The organism is Streptomyces sp. NPDC057697 (assembly GCF_042799335.1).
GTDB lineage: Bacteria > Actinomycetota > Actinomycetes > Streptomycetales > Streptomycetaceae > Streptomyces.
The window spans coordinates 1,070,201-1,086,083 of sequence record NZ_JBHVJA010000002.1 but is presented as its reverse complement, the minus strand read 5'-3'; the positions used below and the strand labels follow the sequence as shown (position 1 = coordinate 1,086,083).

The window sequence follows — 15,883 nt, the reverse complement described above, 5'->3', positions numbered from 1 at the left end:
TCATGTTTCCTGGAGCGTGTCATGTTTCTCAGCGTCGCAACCGTCCTGGGCGAGTCGGCCCGCAGCCATCCCGACCGTGTGGCCGTGGTCGATTCGGGTGAGCGGACCGGCTACCGCGAGCTGTGGGCGGGGGCCCTGCGCTGCGCGGGCGCGCTGCGGGCCTCCGGGGTCCGGCCGGGCGACCGGGTCGCGGTGCTGCTGCCGAATTCGGTGGACTTCCTGTACGCGTACTACGGCGCGCTGGCCGCCGGGGCGACGGTGGTGCCGGTGCACGGGCTGCTGGTCGCCGACGAGGTGGCGTACGTGCTGCGGCACAGCGGGGCCGTCGCGCTGATCGGCGGGGGTCCGATGTGGCCGGTCGCCGAGGAGGCGGCGCGCGCCACGGGGGTGCGGGCCGTGCGTGGTCTGCCGACGGGCGGGGAGCCGCTGGCCGCGCCGGAGCCGGCCGCCCCGGACGACATCGCGGTGATCCTCTACACCAGCGGCACGACCGGGCGGCCCAAGGGCGCCCTGCTCACCCATCTCAACGTCGTGATGAACGCCTCCGTGATCGCCCACGACCTGCTGGCCCTGGACGTCGACGACGTGGTCCTCGGCTGTCTGCCGCTCTTCCACACCTACGGGCAGACCTGTGCGATGAACGCGACGCTCCGGGCCGGGGCCACGCTCGTCCTGATGCCGCGCTTCAGCGGGGCGGGCGCGCTGGAGCTGCTGGCCGCCGAAGGGGTGAGCGTCTTCATGGGCGTGCCGACGATGTACCACGCCCTCGTGGAGGCGGCGGCGCGGGACGCCGGGGCCCGGGACGACGCGGCGCCCCGGCTCACCCTGCGCGCGGCCGTCTCGGGCGGCGCGGCCCTCCCCGTGGCCGTGCTCGAACGCTTCGAGGAGACCTTCGCCACGCAGGTCCTGGAGGGTTACGGGCTCACCGAGACGTCCCCGGTCGCCACCTTCAACCAGCCGCGGCTGGGCCGGCGCCCCGGCACGGTCGGCCACCCGGTGTGGGGCGTGGAGGTCGGGGTGGCGGACGCGGCGGTGGAGGACGCCGTGGTGCTGCTCCCGGACGGCGGGGTCGGGGAGGTCGTGGTGCGGGGGCACAACGTGTTCGCCGGGTATCTCGACGATCCGGCGGCCACGGCCGCGGCCCTGGTCGACGGCTGGTTCCGCACCGGGGACCTCGGGGTCCTGGACGAGGACGGCTTCCTGAGCATCGTCGACCGGAAGAAGGACCTGGTCATCCGGGGCGGCTTCAACATCTACCCGCGTGAGGTGGAGGAGGTGCTGATCCGCCATCCGGCGGTCTCCGAGGTCGCGGTGATCGGGGTGCCCGACGAGGTGCGCGGCGAGGAGGTCTGCGCGGTGGTCGTGGTGCGCGCCGGGGCGGAGGCGGTGACGGAGCAGGAGCTGATCGACTGGTCCAGGGAGCGGCTGGGGCGGCACAAGTACCCGCGGATCGTGCGGTTCACCGGGGCGCTGCCGCTGGGGCCGACCGGCAAGGTCCTCAAGCGGGCCCTGACGGCGCCGTCCGCGCCCTGATCCCGCCCGGTCGTCCCGGCCCGGCCGGGTACACCGGTCCGCGCGGCCCCGGACCGGGTACGTATCGGGTGACCGGTACCGCCGGGGCCGCACCCGGGCGGCGGCCGGCCGTCCCGCGCGGAGGGCCGGCGGCCGTCCGCCCGTACCGTCCGTGATCGCGCCGCAGAAGGGCTGAACCACATGGCTGCCGTACCCCCTCCGATAGCCGGGACGCCACCCCGGGTCAGCACGGTCCACGGAACGGTGCGCGGCACGCTGGAGCGGGGGGTCGCCGTCTTCCGCGGCATCCCGTACGCCGCCGCCCCGGTCGGTGCCCTGCGCTTCCGGGCCCCAGGGCCGCCGGAGCCCTGGGAGGGGGTGCGGGACGCGGTGGCGTTCGGCCCGACCGCGCCCAAGGGGCCGTACGACCCGCCGCTGGACCGGCTGCTGCCCGACCCCGACGTACCGGGCGACGGCTGTCTCAACCTCAATGTGTGGACGCCGGACCCGGGCGGTGGCGGGCTGCCGGTGCTCGTCTGGATCCACGGCGGTTCGCTGCTGCACGGTTCGTCGGCGGTGGCGCTGTACGACGGGGCGGCGTTCGCCCGGGACGGTGTGGTCCTGGTGTCGGTCAACTACCGGCTCGGCATGGAGGGGTTCGGGGTGTTCCCGGACGCGCCCGCCAACCGGGGGCTGCTCGACCAGATCGCGGCGCTGGCCTGGGTGCGGGAGAACATCGCGGCGTTCGGCGGCGATCCGGACCTGGTCACGGTGTGCGGCGAGTCGGCGGGGGCGATCAGCATCGGTGCCCTGCTGGCGGCGCCCCGGGCGAAGGGCCTGTTCCGGCGTGCGGTGCTGCAGAGCGGGGCGCCGACCGCGCTGCCGCTGGACGCGGCCGCCCGCCGCACCACGGAGCTGGTCGCCCGGCGGCTCGGGGTCGCGGCGACGGCCGGGGCGCTGGCCGGGGTGGATCCGGCCGCGCTGCTGGCGGCGCAGAGCGGGGTGACGGCCGGCGGCTCCCCGCTGACCGGCGGGAACTCCTTCCAGATCGTGGTGGACGGCGATCTGCTGCCCCGCGACCCGCTCGAAGCGCTGCTGGACGGCGCCGCCGACGACGTCGATCTGCTGATGGGGTCGAACAGCGAGGAGTACCGGCTCTGGTTCGTGCCCAGCGGTCTGACGGAACGTCTCTCGGCGTTCAAGCTCCGGCTGGCGCTGCTGAAGTTCGGGGTGCCGGGCGCCACGAGGCGTACGTACCGGGCGAACCGGCCGGGTGCCACGCCGGGTGAGCTGCTCGGGGCGCTCGCCACCGATCTGCTGCTGCGGGTCCCGCTGAACCGGGTGGCCGACGCCCGGGTGCGGGCCCGGGGAAGCACTCATCTCTACGAGTTCGGCTGGCCGTCCCCGGTGTTGCGGCTGGGAGCCTGTCACGCGCTGGAGATCGGATTCGTCTTCGACACGCTGGAGCAGCCCGACGCGGTGGCGCTGGCCGGTGCGGACGCGCCGCAGGAGCTGGCCGACGCGATGCACGCGGCGTGGGTGGCGTTCGCGGGGTCCGGTGATCCGGGCTGGCCGGGCTGGGACTCCTCGCGCCCGGTGATGGGCTTCGGCCCCGGCAGGCCCGCCGTGGTGCGGGCCCCGCGCGACGACGAGCTGCGCGGCTGGGCGCCGTACCGGAGGACGTCCTGACGGCGCGGCGCGGCCCCCGGCCCGGCGGCCGGGGGCCCTTCGGGAGGGTCAGCCCTTGTTCTGCGCGGCCCAGAACTCGTCGAACGTGAGCAGCCCGTCGCCGTTGGCGTCGTGCGAGTTGATGACGGCCTGGGCCACCGGCTCGGTGACGTAGGGGTCGCCGAGCTGAGCCATCACGCTCTTGTACTCGGCGGCCGAGATCAGCCCGTCGCCGTTCAGATCGAACCGCTCGAATGCCTTGCGCGCCGACTCGATGTCCGCCACGGTTCCGCCCCTTCGTCATGCCTGATCGATGCCCCGGCCCATGTCTGACCGGCGATGGTCAGATTAACGGTCCCGGTCGATGGCCTTCGCGGCGGCCGGTCACCGATCATGGAAGGGGGCCCACCGCCCGGCGGGCCCCGTCCCGGACGGGGAGCGGAGCACGCATGGCTGACGCACTGGCACGGATCCTGACGGCCGCGGCGCACGGACGGTTTCCCCCGCCGGACGGGGCGACGACCGTGCTACGGCAGCCCAGTGCCCGGGACGCGGGCGTGCTGGCGTTCACCGCGCACTCGGTGGTCTTCACCGACGAGGATCCGGACTGGGTGCGGTCGGTGCTCGCCCGCACCCCGGGCGACGAGCTCGCCGCGACGATGCATCCGCACTTCCTGAGCGCGCTGATGGCGCGGAGCGGCCGGCGGATGAACACGGTCGACCTGCTGACGGCCGCACCCGCGCTGCCCGGCGGACCGGGGATCGCGCTGCGGGAGATCGAGGACCCGGAGCATCCGCGGGTGGCGCGGGCGATGAAGTACCGCGACGAGGTGCGGGTCTGGGCCGCCGAGGGCGGTGTGGTGATCCTCGGCCGGGGCGTCGCGGGGCGCTGGGAGACCGCGATCGAGGTGGCCGAGGGGGCGCGCGGCCGGGGGCTGGGCGCGCGGCTGGCGCGGGCGGCCCGGCACCTGGTGCCGGACGCGGTGGTGTGGGCCCAGCAGTCGCCGGGCAACGCCCGCAGTGTGCGGACGTTCCAGGCGGCGGGCTACCGGCCGGTGGGCTCGGAGGCCCTGCTGATCGCGGGGTGAGCGGTCGGCAGGGCCTCGGTGCGGTGCGGTGCGGCGGTCAGCGGAAGACGCCGGTGTGGCCGAGCGAGTAGCGGCCGGGCTGCGGGTAGACGGCCAGTCCGTGCGGTCCGCTGCCCACCGGGATGCGGGCGAGCTGTTTGCCGGTGGCGGTGTCGATCGCGTACACCTCGGCGTTGTAACGCCCGCTCAGCCAGAGGACCTTGCCGTCGGCCGAGACCCCGCCCATGTCGGGGCTGCCACCGCCGGGCAGCCGCCATTTCTTGATCAGCTTGCGCTGTGCGAAGTCCCAGACGGAGATGGAGCCCTCGCCCCGGTTGGAGATGTACATCTCCTTGGAGTCGCGGCTGACGTAGAGGCCGTGGGCGCCCTTGCCGGTGCGCAGCAGCTTCGGGGTGGTGAACTTCTTCCCGTCCAGCACCCACATCCCGTCGGCGATCATGTCCGCGATGTAGAACGTCCCGCCGTCCGGCGACAGCTTCACGTCCTGCGGCATCGCGCCCTTGAGCGGCAGCTTCTGCTGGGCGACGACCTTCATCCGCGCCGTGTCGACCTTGAGGAGTTCGCCGGAGAACTCGCAGGAGACGATGAAGTACCGGCCGTCGGTGGAGAAGTCGGCGTGGTTGACGCCCGCGCAGTCCACCGGCACGGCCTTGACCGTCTTCATGGTGTGGGCGTCGCGGAAGACCAGCTGACGGTCCATCGAGGCCATCACCACGGCGTACTTGCCGTCCGGGGTGAAGTAGAGGTTGTACGGGTCGGAGACCGGCACCGTGCGGCCGGTCTTCCCGGTGGCCGGGTCGATGGCCGTGAGGCTGTCGCCGATGTCGTTGTTGACCCAGAGCGTCTTCAGGTCCCAGGACGGTACGACGTGCTGCGGCTGGCGGCCGACCTTGATGGTCTTGATGACCTTGTACGTCGCGGGGTCGATCACGGTCACGGTGTCGGAGTTGGTGTTGGGGACGTAGACCCGGGACGGGAAGTCCTTGACGACCGGCGAGAGCTCGCCCCGGTCGGCGGCGTAGACGTCCTTGGCGTCCAGCACCGGCGGCATGCCCGGGAGCCCCGGTGGTGCGGGCGGTGCGACGTGGTCGGTCCCGGCGGGCCGGGCGGCCTCGCTGCCGACCGCCTGGACGTTCGACTTCTCGGCGGAGGTGCCGCAGCCGGTGAGGACGGCCAGCAGGACGCCCCCGAGCAGGGCCGCGGTGTGCTTGGTGGTGGGAGGCATCAGGTCAGCAGCTCCGTGGTCGTCACCGCGCGCAGATGGCGGCGGTCGATTTCGGTGAGGAGGAGGGGCAGCGCGGCGACCGTGTCCGCGTAGCCGAAGTGCAGGCTCACCACCGATCCGTTGCGGATCTCCCCGGCCACCTTGCGGGTGACGGCCGCGACGCCGGGTGAGGTGAAGTCGAGGGAGTCCACGTCGTACGAGAGGACGTGCGGGTAGCCCACCCTGGCGGCCAGCCGCCGGACGAGCGGGGTGGCGTCCCGGGCGCGCGAGGGCCGGAACCAGGTGCCGATGGAGCCGGTGAGCCTGCGCAGCCGCTGGGCGCAGTCGTCGATCTCGGCGTACGCCTCGGCCTCGCCCATCGAGGAGATGTCGACGTGGTGCTGGGTGTGGTTGCCGAGTTCATGGCCGCCGTCGAGGATGCGCCGGGCCATCTCGGGGTGTTCGTCGAGCCAGCTGCCGACGGCGAGGACGGTGACCCGGGCGTGGGCGCGTTCGGCCTCGCCGAGCAGGGACCGGGCGATGGCGGGGTCGCCCTGGCCGTGGAAGGTGAGGGCGACGCGGGCGCGGTCGCGGGGGCCGTGGTCGATCTGGACCGGCTGTCCGGGGAAGCGGCGCGGTCCGGGGGCGGCGGCCGGGGACGGGGGCCGGGTCGTCGCGGCGGCGGGGTTCTTCGGGCTCACCGCGTCGGTGACGGCCCCGGCCGGGGCCCTGGCGGTGTCGCGGTCCGCGCATCCGGCGGCGAGGACACCGGCGAGGGCGGCCCCTGCTCCCGCGCGCAGGGCGCCGCGGCGGTGCACCGGAGTGTCGGAGGCGTTCATGTACAGACACAGTAGGGGCGGAATGAGAAGAAGATAACAATTTAGTCATATGGGCGAAGCGAATGAATCACTCATCGAATCCCATAAATATGCATGCTTTTACAGGCAAGTGACCCATCACACCTGCGATTCTTCCCGCGCTTGTCCCGATATGCAATGGAATGCACCGATTGCACTTTTGGCGAGGAGGTCGCCCATCTGCCATAGTCGGTGACACGACCGCATGACCCGAGCCCGGTCGTCACAAGCGGCCGTGAACACACCCCCCATTTCACGGCCCCCACACAGCAGCCCCCGAAGCGCCGTACGACGGTGAACCGGGGGCTGCTGTGGTTCCGGGCGCGCCCGGAAGGGTCAGCGGTCGGAGGTCCGCATCTCGAACCAGGTGGTCTTGCCGCGCGGCAGCAGATCCACCCCCCAGCGGTCGGAGAGCTTGTCGACGAGGAAGAGGCCCCGCCCGCTGACGTCCATCTCCTGGACGGGCATCAGGCACGGCAGTCCGCGCGAGGGGTCGCGCACCTCGATCCGGATCCAGCCGCGGCGGCGCAGCATGCGCAGCCCGAAGACCCGGGCGCCGGTGTGCCGCACCGCGTTGCCCACGAGTTCCGAGACGAGCAGCACGGCGTACTCGGCGATCTGCGGGGAGAGGGCCCACTGCCGCAGCACCACGCACGAAGTGAGCCGCCGGGCGGTGGCCGCGGACTCCGGACGGGAGGGCAGCCGGACTTCCCCCTCCGCCGGATTTCCGAACAACTCCAGCGCCTTGAACGCCTGTTCGTCGTCGCCGGCCGACATCCAGCGTGCCGCTGTCGCACCAGTGTGCGGTCGCGGCTGTTCCACACCCTCCAGGCCCGCCATGGACACCATCATGACCGCAAGGCAGGCGCCCCGGGGCCGTTCCGAAGGAATCCGCACCCCGGAACACACCATTCCACGGCCGCCGGAAGGCATATGCCAAGGGCAGAACGCGAGCCACCACAACCCCTCCGACCTGCGCGGATACCCTGTCTGAAACGGGTGAGCGGGCCCACCCGGGGGCGGGACCCCCAGGCTGCCCCGAGGCCCGGATAATCCGCCCACACGGATGAACCCGCGTCATTCTGTGCCCAACTGGCGTTCGGTCAGAGGAACTTGGCCTTGCCCGGCCCCTCCTCCACAAAGCTGCGCATTCCGCGTTCCCGGTCCTCGGTGGCGAACAGTCCGGCGAACCAGTTCCGCTCGACCGTGAGCCCGGTGTCGATGTCGGTCTCCAGCCCGGCGTCGATGGACTCCTTGGCGGCGCGCAGCGCCAGCGCCGGCCCCTTCGCCAGCGCGGCGGCCCAGGCGTGCGCCTGCTCGTACACCTCGGCGGCGGGCACCACCCGGTCGACCAGACCGATCGTCAGGGCCTCCTCGGCCCTGACGTGACGCCCCGTGAAGATCAGGTCCTTGGCCCGGGAGGGGCCGACCAGGCGGGCCAGGCGCTGGGTGCCGCCCGCGCCCGGGATCAGCCCGAGCAGGATCTCGGGCTGACCCAGCTTGGCGTTGTCGGCGGCGATGCGGAAGTCGGCGCAGAGCGCCAGCTCGCAGCCGCCGCCGAGCGCGTAGCCGGTGACGGCTGCGACGACGGGCTTGGGGATCCGGGCCACCGCGGTGAACGAGTCCTGGAGCGCCTTGGACCGCACGACCATCGCCGCGTGGTCCATCGCCTGCATCTCCTTGATGTCCGCGCCCGCCGCGAACACCTTCTCGCCGCCGTAGAGGACGACGGCGCGCACGTCGTCGCGGCGGGTCGCCTCCTCGGCGAGTTCACGCAGCCGGTCCTGGGTGGCGACGTCGAGGGCGTTCATGGGCGGACGGTCCAGCCGGATCGTGCCGACGGCGTCGCGTACTTCGAGGTGTGCGGTCATGGGAGGCAGGTTAGCGGTGGTTAACGGCGGCGGGCCCGGTGCTGTTGGTCACAGCACCGGGCCCGCTCCGTCGTTCCGCGCGCGTGGGACTACTTGGTCCACTCCGCCCAGGACATGTTCCAGCCGTTGAGACCGTTGTCCGGGGCGATCGTCTTGTCGTGCGAGTTCTTCACGACGACGACGTCGCCGATGAGCGAGTTGTCGAAGAGCCAGGCGGCCGGGGTCGTCCTGCTCCCGGCGCCGCGCACGTCCTGCAGACCGACACAGCCGTGGCTGGTGTTGGTCGAACCGAAGATGCTGGAGGCGCCCCAGTAGTTGCCGTGGATGAAGGTGCCCGAGGTGGACAGACGCATCGCGTGCGGCACGTCCTTGATGTCGTACTCGCCGCCGAAGCCGACGGTGTCACCGTTCATCCGGGTCACCTTGAGCTTCTCGCTGATGACCATCTGCCCGTTGTACGTGGTGGTCGCCGGGGCGCCCGCCGAGATCGGGATGTCCTTGATCTGCTGACCGTCGCGGACGACCTTCATCCGGTGGGTGCTCGCGTCGACCGTGCTGACCTGCTTGCGGCCGATGGTGAACGAGACCGTCTTGGCCTGCTTGCCGTAGACCCCGGGGCGTCCCTCGACGCCGTCGAGGTTGAGCTTCACCGTGACCTTGGTGCCCGCGGCCCAGTACTCCTCGGGGCGGAAGTCCAGCCGGTCGTTGCCGAACCAGTGGCCCTCGATCGGGACGGACGGCTCGGCCGTCACCTTGATCGCGTTCTCGACCGCGGCCGGGTCGGTGATGCCGCGGGTGAAGTGGATCGAGACGGGCATCCCGACGCCGACCGTGGAACCGTCCTCCGGGGTGTACTGCCCGATGAAGGTGTTCTGCGGCACGAGCGTGGTGAAGCTGGTGTCCTTCGCCGACTCACGGCCCTTGGAGTCCTTGGCGATCGCGTGGACCTTGTACTTGGTGGCCGCGGCGAGATGCTGGTCGGGCGCCCAGCTCGCGCCGTCCGCGGCGATCTTCCCCTCGACCTCGGCGCCCTTGGGGTCGGAGACCTTGACCGTGGTCAGCTTCCCCTGCGCGGCCGAGACCTTCAGTGCCCCGCTGGTCGCGACCGAGTCCGCGCCGTCCTTGGGCGCGACGGTCACCACGGCCGCCGAGGCGGCGGTGTCACCTACCTTCCCCCCGCCCTTCCCGCTGCCCGTGTCGTCTCCCCCGCCGCACGCCGTCACCAGCAACAGCAGCGCGCCCGCCACCAGGGCCAGCGGCCCCTTGGACCCGCGCCCGCGCCGTACGTCGGCGAACGTCCCCGATATCGGCTGCCCGTTCAATGTGGTTGTCTCCCCTCACACGGCCTGGCCCCGCCAAGGCCCCGGGAGCCCGGAAGGCTCCCTCCCCCGCGCGCTGCACATGCACGCTCAGCGAAAGATAATCACACCGGCTATGGGGAAATGACCTCACGGATGTCACCGTTCAGTCCCAAGTTGTCCGGCGGCCGTCACGGCACTTCTCCAGGTGCCGCGGGACGTGCGGGCGCCGCCCCTGGCACGGGACACGTGAGGGCGGCCACCGGGGTGGGCAGAACCAGGGGGAGGACGGCGCTCGGGGAGCCGCGGCCGGGACGCCGTGCGCTCCTCCCCGGCGCCGCTCCCCACGAGCCGCGGGAGGCGAACAGGTGTCGAGCGCAGCCGAGCAGGAGGCGGACCGGCGGAGCGGGAGGACGGCCGGACGGCCGCGGCGGGAGGCCGCACCGGGGCCCGGCCCCGCCGTGTGGCCCGGCACCCCGGCACCGCTCGGGGCCCGCTTCCGGATGGGCCCCGGCAGGGTCGCTGGCACCAACTTCGCGCTCTGGGCGGGCGGTGCGGAGGCCGTCGAGCTCTGTCTCTTCGACGAGGACGGCACCGAGCGGCGGCTTCCGCTGACCGAGCTGACCCATGAGATCCGGCACGGCTTCGTACCGGGCGTCCGGCCGGGGCAGCGCTACGGCTACCGGGTGCACGGCCGCTGGGACCCCTGGACGGGGGCCCGCTGGAACCCGGCGAAGCTGCTCCTCGACCCGTACGCACGGGCGGTGGACGGCTCGTTCACGCTGCCGCCCGAGGTGTACGGCCATGTGCGGGACTGGCCGCAGCAGCACGTCGCCGACACGGTCCGCGACGAACGGGACTCCGCCCCCCACGTCCCCAAGGGCGTCGTGGTCCATGACGAGGAGGACTGGGCCGAGGACCGCCGCCCCGAGACCCCCTGGGCCGACTCGGTCCTCTACGAGACGCATGTGCGCGGCTTCACCAGACTGCACCCCGAGATCCCCGAGGAGCTGCGCGGTACGTACGCCGGTCTCGCCCATCCGGCGGCCGTCGGGCATCTGCTGCGGCTCGGGGTGACGGCGGTGGAGCTGCTGCCGGTGCACCAGTTCGCCCACGAGGACCATCTGCTGCGGCGCGGACTGCACAACTACTGGGGCTACAACTCCATCGGCTACTTCGCCCCGCACGCCGGCTACTCGGCGAGCGGCACCGCGGGCCAGCAGGTCGGCGAGTTCAAACGGATGGTGCGGGCGCTGCATGACGCGGGGATCGAGGTGATCCTCGACGTGGTCTACAACCACACGGCGGAGGCTGGAGAGCTGGGACCGATGCTGTCGCTGCGCGGCATCGACAACCGCGGCTACTACCGCCTCCAGTCCGACGCCCGCAGATACGCCGACTACACCGGCTGCGGCAACACCCTGCACGTGGTCCGGCCGCAGGTGCTGCGGCTGATCACGGACTCGCTGCGCTACTGGGTGACGGAGATGGGCGTCGACGGCTTCCGCTTCGACCTGGCGGCCGCGCTGGCCCGTTCCACGCACGACGTCGACATGTTCTCGCCGTTCCTGACGGTGATCGCCCAGGACCCGGTGCTGCGCCGGGTGAAGCTGATCGCGGAGCCGTGGGACGTCGGCAACGGTGGCTACCAGGTGGGGGCCTTCCCTCCGCCGTGGACCGAGTGGAACGACCGCTACCGGGACTCCGTACGGGACTTCTGGCGCGGCGCCCTGCCCGATGTGCGGGACCTCGGCTACCGGCTGACCGGATCCAGCGACCTCTACGCGTGGGGCGGCCGGCGCCCGTACGCCTCGGTCAACTTCGTCACCGCGCACGACGGCTTCACCCTGCGCGATCTCGTCAGCTACGAACAGAAGCACAACGAGGCCAACGGCGAGGGCAACCGGGACGGCACCTGCGACAACCGGTCCTGGAACTGCGGCGCCGAGGGCGAGAGCGAGGACACCGGGATCAACGCGCTGCGCCGCCGCCAGCTGCGCAATCTGCTGGCCACGCTGCTGCTGTCGACGGGGGTGCCGATGCTGGTCGCGGGCGACGAGATGGGCCGCACCCAGGGCGGCAACAACAACGCCTACTGCCAGGACAACGAGACCGGCTGGCTGGACTGGTCCCTGCTCGAACAGCCGCAGTGGCGCGAGCTGACCGAGCTGACGGCCCGGCTGCTGCGGCTGCGCCGCACCCATCCGGTGCTGCGCAGCCGGGCCTTCTTCTCCGGGCTGCCGCGGGCGGCCGACGGGCTGCGGGACCTGGCCTGGTTCACCCCGCAGGGTACGGAGATGACAGAGGCGGACTGGTACGCGCCGGCCGCCACGGTCGGGCTCTACCTCTCCGGGCGGGACATCCCCGGCCCGGACGCCCGCGGCGAACCGGTCACGGACGACAGCTTCCTGGCGATCCTGCACGCCTGCCACCGCCCGGCGGGCTTCCGGCTCCCCGGCCCCCCGTGGGCGCGCGGCTACGAACTGGTCCTGGACACCTCGCGGGAGGACCAGGCGGCGGCCCCCGGCACCGCCCACCCGGGCGGCGGGACGCTGACCGTACCGGCCAGGTCGGTGCAGCTGCTGCGCGTCACGGGATGAGCGGGCGGGTGTGCGGGGGCGCGGCCGGGGTCAGCCGAGGATGCCCCGCTCGTAGCCGATGGCGACGGCGGCGGCCCGGTCCTTGGCGCCCAGCTTGGCGAAGACATGGGTGAGATGGGTCTTCACGGTCGCCTCGCTGATGAACAGCTCGGCGGCGATCTCACGGTTCGAGGTGCCCTTCGCGACCAGCTCCAGCACCTCGCGTTCACGGGCCGAGAGCGATTCGCCGCCCGGCGCCGCCGGGGCGCGCACCCGGGAGACGAGCCGGGAGGCGACGGCGGGCGAGAGCACGGTGCGGCCGTCCGCGGCGGCGCGGACGGCGGTGAACAGCTCGTCGCGGGGCGCGTCCTTGAGCAGATAGCCGGTCGCCCCGGCCTCGATCGCGGGCAGGGTGTCGGAGTCGGTGTCGTACGTGGTGAGGACCAGCACCTGGGAACGGGCGCCGCGCCCGGTCAGTTCGGTGATGGCGGCGACCCCGCCGCCGCCGGGCATCCGCAGGTCCATCAGGACGACGTCGGGGTCGAGGCGGAGCGTCAGCTCGACGCCCTCCACCCCGTCCGCCGCCTCCCCGAGCACCACGAATCCGGGGTCCGAGTCGAACATGCCGCGCAGACCGTCCCGTACGACGGGGTGGTCGTCGACGACGACGAGCGTGATGACGCGTGCGGTCTCCTGGGCCATGGCAGGCCAACCGTACTGGTCATCGGCTGTTGCGGACCAGGGGGACCCGGGCGCAGACCGCCGTGCCCCGGCCCGGTTCCGTCTCCACCTCGACGGTTCCCGCGATGCGTTCGGCGCGGGCCCGCATGCCGCCGAGCCCGAAGCCGCCCGTGCCGCTGCGCGGGGGCAGCGCGCCCGGGTCGAAGCCCCGGCCGTCGTCCCGTACGTCCAGGGTGAGTTCGACGCCCATGAACGACAGCGTGACCCCGGCCCGGGAGGCCCCGGCGTGGCGGCCGACGTTGGCGAGGGCCTCCTCCGCGATCCGCAGGAGGGTGGCCGCTATCTCGTCGTGGACCGGTTCGACGGTGCCGGTGACGGTGAACTCGGCCCGGACGCCGTGGCGTTCCGCCCAGTCGGTGACCGTGCGCTCCAGGGCGCCCGGCAGGTCGTCGTGTTCCAGGGCGGCCGGGACCAGGTCGTGGACCGAGCGGCGGGCCTCGCCGAGGCTGTGCCGGGCGAGGGCGGCGGCCCGGTCCAGGTGGAGACGGGCCAGTGCCGGTTCGGTGTCGCCGATCGACGTCACCACCTGGAGCTGGGCGATGATGCCGGTCAGGCCCTGGGCCAGGGTGTCGTGGATCTCCGCGGCGAGCCGCCGCCGTTCGTCGGCGACGCCCGCCTCGCGGGCCTGGACGAGAAGTTGGGCGTGCAGTCCGGCGTTCTCCGCCAGGGCCTGTTCGAGGCGGGCGTTGGCCGACTCCAGGGCGGCGATGGTGTCGACCTGGGTGCGGGCGTGGTGGGCCTCGCGGTCGCCGATCCTGGCGAAGACCATGGTGAGGGTCGCGTGCAGACCGAGCAGGGCGGCGAAGGCGACCCAGTTCATCAGGGAGACCGGCGGCAGTCCGCCGCCGCTCTGCGCGCCCGCCATGATGACGGCGGTGACCAGCAGTCCGGGACGGACGGCCCGGGGCGGGAGCAGCCGCCCGGTGTCGAAGTACCCGAGGATCGCGAACACCGAGAAGAACGGGTTGCACCAGGTCAGTGCGAAGGCGAGCAGGGTACGGACGGCGAAGTAGCCCTGCGCCGCCCGCCCCTTGGGCTCGACGGTGCGTCCGGCCCGCCCCCACCAGAGCTGGAGGGCGAGGGCCAGGGGTACCAGCACCGCGGCGCCGTACACGTGCGCGCGGTCCATGATGAGCGGGGCGCTCACGGCCGAGACGAAGGTGCTCAGGCCGAGGAAGCCGTAGGGCCCGTACCGGAAGAAGCGTTCCCACCCGTGCTCGGCGTTCATGGTGCCGTTCCGGTGCGCCGTCGCCGTGTCCCCCGCGTTCATGGACGCAGTGTCCCCGTATCCCGCGCGCCGGTCACTCCCACCGGAACAGCCGGGTCGCGAGATACGTCAGCAGCGCCGTCCACAGCGCCATCACGCCGAGCTGGGCGAGGCCGGGCCAGCCTCCGGAGGCCGCCCGGTCCAGCGCTTCGGAGGCCGCGCCGAACGGGGTGAACCGGACGATGTCGCGCAGGGTGCCGGGCATGCTCTGCACCGGGATCCAGACCCCGGCGGTGAACATCATCAGGAGGTGGACGACCGAGCTGATGGCGGCGGAGCCCTTGGCCGTACGGGCCAGGGCGCAGAGCAGCGAGCCGAGCGCCAGCACGCTCGCCACGGCCAGCAGCAGCGCCACCAGGTAGCCGGCCGCCTGCCGGGGCAGCGCGACGCCGAAGGCGGTCCGGCCGACGGCCACCGCCAGGGCTGCGGAGACGAGGGCGGCGGCGCCGTGCAGGGCGATCTGCGCGACGAGCAGCGCGGAGGAGCGCACCGGAGTGGTGGACATCCGGCGCAGGATGCCGCGTTCGCGGTAGCCGGTGAGGACGGGTGGCATGGCCTGGAGACCGGACATGATCATCGCAAGCAGGACCGCGACCGGGACGTACAGGTCGATGACGCGGCGGCCGCCGAGCTCGTCCGTGTGCTCCCCGAAGGAGGGGATGAGGCCGAGGACCGTCAGGAGCGCGGTCGGGAAGACGACGATCCAGAACAGGGCGCCGGGTTCGCGGAGGAAGAGCCGGGCCTCCGCCCTGAGCACCGCCCGGTGCGCGGAGGCCGGTGCGGAGGTCGTGGGGGCCGTGGCGGTGGCCGGGTGCGCCGTGGTCATCTCAGGAAGCCTGTTCTGTGAGGTCGAGGAAGGCGTCGTCGAGCGTCGCCTCGGAGACGCGGAGCCGGTGTGCGGTGATGCCGTGCCGGGCCAGCAGGGAGATCACCGCGTTGACCGTGTCGTCGGTGCCGCTGATCTCGATCCGGTCGTCCTTGCGCGCCACGGAGGCGGCGCCGGGCAGCTGCCCCAGTTCGGTGTCGGTGAGCGGACGCGACGGGGTGAAGGAGATGACGGTGGAGCCGTCCGACCGGCCGATCAGCCCGGAGGGGGTGTCGAGGGCGACGACCCTTCCCTTGTCGATCACGGCGATCCGGTCGCAGAGCTGTCTGGCCTCCTCCATGAAGTGGGTGACCAGCAGGACGGTGACGCCGCCGGCGCGCACGTCCTCGATCAGGTTCCAGGTGTCCCGCCGGGCCCGTGGGTCCAGTCCGGTGGTCAGCTCGTCGAGCACCACCACGCGCGGGTTGCCGACCAGGGCGAGGGCGATGGAGAGCCGCTGCTTCTGACCGCCGGACAGCTTCGCGAAGCGGGTGCCGTACACGGTGTGCAGGCCCAGCCGTCCGGCGAGCTCCCGCCAGTCGGCGGGGTCCGGGTAGAAGGCGCTGTAGAGCTCCAGCGCCTCGGCCACGGTGATCTTGGGCTGGAGTTCGCTCTCCTGGAGCTGGGCGCCGAGCAGTCGGGTGACCCGGGCGTGGTCGGCGGCGGGGTCGAGTCCGGCGACACGGACCGTACCGGCGTCGGGGACCCGCAGCCCCCCGATGCATTCGACGGTGGTGGTCTTGCCCGCGCCGTTGGGGCCGAGGATCCCGAAGATCTCCCCCTCGTCGACGGTGAAGCTCACTCCGTCGACCACGGTGCGCCCGGCGTACGCCTTGTGCACCCCGTTCGCTTCGATGATTGCCATGCCCCGGAGCATCCCGTCGTGAGGGGCGGCGCACCATCGTCCATCGCGCTCGAAGCGGCATCGGCCGA

14 protein-coding genes are annotated in these 15,883 nt (G+C 72.6%); 4 read left to right on the top strand and 10 right to left on the bottom strand.

Annotation, left to right across the window (positions count from 1 at the left end; genetic code table 11):
- The first annotated feature begins 21 nt into the window (after positions 1 to 21).
- Positions 22 to 1,533, top strand: coding sequence for a long-chain fatty acid--CoA ligase (locus ACFVFH_RS09785; protein WP_383765515.1), 1,512 nt, complete (start codon positions 22 to 24; stop codon positions 1,531 to 1,533).
- Positions 1,534 to 1,713: 180 nt separating this feature from the next.
- Positions 1,714 to 3,201 (top strand): carboxylesterase/lipase family protein, encoded by a 1,488-nt coding sequence (locus ACFVFH_RS09780; RefSeq protein WP_383765513.1) that lies wholly within the window; start codon positions 1,714 to 1,716, stop codon positions 3,199 to 3,201.
- A gap of 48 nt (positions 3,202 to 3,249) precedes the next feature.
- Here the strand turns inward: ACFVFH_RS09780 and ACFVFH_RS09775 are convergent, their stop codons facing one another.
- Positions 3,250 to 3,465 carry an EF-hand domain-containing protein gene (locus ACFVFH_RS09775; protein ID WP_123461777.1) on the bottom strand — a complete coding sequence of 72 codons (216 nt, stop codon included), beginning with the start codon at positions 3,463 to 3,465 and terminating at the stop codon, positions 3,250 to 3,252.
- Positions 3,466 to 3,629: 164 nt separating this feature from the next.
- Between ACFVFH_RS09775 and ACFVFH_RS09770 the strand changes: the two genes are divergently transcribed.
- Positions 3,630 to 4,268, top strand: coding sequence for a GNAT family N-acetyltransferase (locus ACFVFH_RS09770; RefSeq protein ID WP_383765511.1), 639 nt, complete (start codon positions 3,630 to 3,632; stop codon positions 4,266 to 4,268).
- 37 nt (positions 4,269 to 4,305) lie between these two features.
- Here the strand turns inward: ACFVFH_RS09770 and ACFVFH_RS09765 are convergent, their stop codons facing one another.
- From ACFVFH_RS09765 to ACFVFH_RS09745, 5 genes are all read right to left on the bottom strand, one after another.
- Positions 4,306 to 5,493, bottom strand: coding sequence for a beta-propeller fold lactonase family protein (locus ACFVFH_RS09765; RefSeq protein ID WP_383765510.1), 1,188 nt, complete (start codon positions 5,491 to 5,493; stop codon positions 4,306 to 4,308).
- On the bottom strand, positions 5,493 to 6,311 hold the full coding sequence (locus ACFVFH_RS09760) for a polysaccharide deacetylase family protein (RefSeq protein ID WP_383765508.1): 819 nt from the start codon (positions 6,309 to 6,311) through the stop codon (positions 5,493 to 5,495). The genes ACFVFH_RS09765 and ACFVFH_RS09760 overlap by 1 nt, the downstream gene beginning before the upstream one ends.
- A 354-nt stretch (positions 6,312 to 6,665) precedes the next feature.
- Positions 6,666 to 7,181, bottom strand: a complete 516-nt coding sequence (locus ACFVFH_RS09755) for an ATP-binding protein (RefSeq protein WP_383765507.1) — start codon at positions 7,179 to 7,181, stop codon at positions 6,666 to 6,668.
- Positions 7,182 to 7,432: 251 nt separating this feature from the next.
- Positions 7,433 to 8,200, bottom strand: coding sequence for an enoyl-CoA hydratase/isomerase family protein (locus ACFVFH_RS09750; protein WP_383765505.1), 768 nt, complete (start codon positions 8,198 to 8,200; stop codon positions 7,433 to 7,435).
- A gap of 89 nt (positions 8,201 to 8,289) precedes the next feature.
- On the bottom strand, positions 8,290 to 9,522 hold the full coding sequence (locus ACFVFH_RS09745) for an Ig-like domain-containing protein (protein ID WP_383765503.1): 1,233 nt from the start codon (positions 9,520 to 9,522) through the stop codon (positions 8,290 to 8,292).
- A gap of 344 nt (positions 9,523 to 9,866) precedes the next feature.
- Here ACFVFH_RS09745 and glgX point away from each other — a divergent pair, with 344 nt between their 5' ends.
- A complete protein-coding gene (glgX, locus tag ACFVFH_RS09740; protein WP_383765502.1) occupies positions 9,867 to 12,098 on the top strand; it encodes a glycogen debranching protein GlgX in 2,232 nt (743 codons plus the stop codon).
- Between the two features lie 30 nt (positions 12,099 to 12,128).
- Here glgX and ACFVFH_RS09735 read toward each other — a convergent pair whose 3' ends face one another.
- Genes ACFVFH_RS09735 through ACFVFH_RS09720 form a run of 4 tightly spaced genes read right to left on the bottom strand, consistent with a single transcriptional unit; the run spans position 12,129 to position 15,815 of the window.
- Entirely contained in the window at positions 12,129 to 12,779 is a 651-nt protein-coding gene (locus ACFVFH_RS09735; protein ID WP_383765500.1) for a response regulator, read from the bottom strand.
- A 19-nt stretch (positions 12,780 to 12,798) separates the two neighbouring features.
- The gene (locus ACFVFH_RS09730; protein WP_383765498.1) at positions 12,799 to 14,088 is read right to left on the bottom strand and encodes a sensor histidine kinase; all 1,290 of its coding nucleotides are present in this window, start codon (positions 14,086 to 14,088) and stop codon (positions 12,799 to 12,801) included.
- Positions 14,089 to 14,119: 31 nt separating this feature from the next.
- Positions 14,120 to 14,911, bottom strand: coding sequence for an ABC transporter permease (locus ACFVFH_RS09725; RefSeq protein ID WP_383765497.1), 792 nt, complete (start codon positions 14,909 to 14,911; stop codon positions 14,120 to 14,122).
- Position 14,912: 1 nt separating this feature from the next.
- Entirely contained in the window at positions 14,913 to 15,815 is a 903-nt protein-coding gene (locus tag ACFVFH_RS09720) for an ABC transporter ATP-binding protein (protein WP_383765495.1), read from the bottom strand.
- Positions 15,816 to 15,883: the final 68 nt, after the last annotated feature.

Coding starts and splice junctions, on each gene's coding strand:
- ACFVFH_RS09785 (WP_383765515.1), top strand. CDS start 22: ATGTTTCTCAGCGTCGCAACCGTCCTGGGCGAGTCGGCCCGCAGCCAT.
- ACFVFH_RS09780 (WP_383765513.1), top strand. CDS start 1,714: ATGGCTGCCGTACCCCCTCCGATAGCCGGGACGCCACCCCGGGTCAGC.
- ACFVFH_RS09770 (WP_383765511.1), top strand. CDS start 3,630: ATGGCTGACGCACTGGCACGGATCCTGACGGCCGCGGCGCACGGACGG.
- ACFVFH_RS09765 (WP_383765510.1), bottom strand. CDS start 5,493: ATGCCTCCCACCACCAAGCACACCGCGGCCCTGCTCGGGGGCGTCCTG.
- ACFVFH_RS09760 (WP_383765508.1), bottom strand. CDS start 6,311: ATGAACGCCTCCGACACTCCGGTGCACCGCCGCGGCGCCCTGCGCGCG.
- ACFVFH_RS09755 (WP_383765507.1), bottom strand. CDS start 7,181: ATGATGGTGTCCATGGCGGGCCTGGAGGGTGTGGAACAGCCGCGACCG.
- ACFVFH_RS09750 (WP_383765505.1), bottom strand. CDS start 8,200: ATGACCGCACACCTCGAAGTACGCGACGCCGTCGGCACGATCCGGCTG.
- ACFVFH_RS09735 (WP_383765500.1), bottom strand. CDS start 12,779: ATGGCCCAGGAGACCGCACGCGTCATCACGCTCGTCGTCGTCGACGAC.
- ACFVFH_RS09730 (WP_383765498.1), bottom strand. CDS start 14,088: ATGAACGCGGGGGACACGGCGACGGCGCACCGGAACGGCACCATGAAC.
- ACFVFH_RS09725 (WP_383765497.1), bottom strand. CDS start 14,911: ATGACCACGGCGCACCCGGCCACCGCCACGGCCCCCACGACCTCCGCA.
- ACFVFH_RS09720 (WP_383765495.1), bottom strand. CDS start 15,815: ATGGCAATCATCGAAGCGAACGGGGTGCACAAGGCGTACGCCGGGCGC.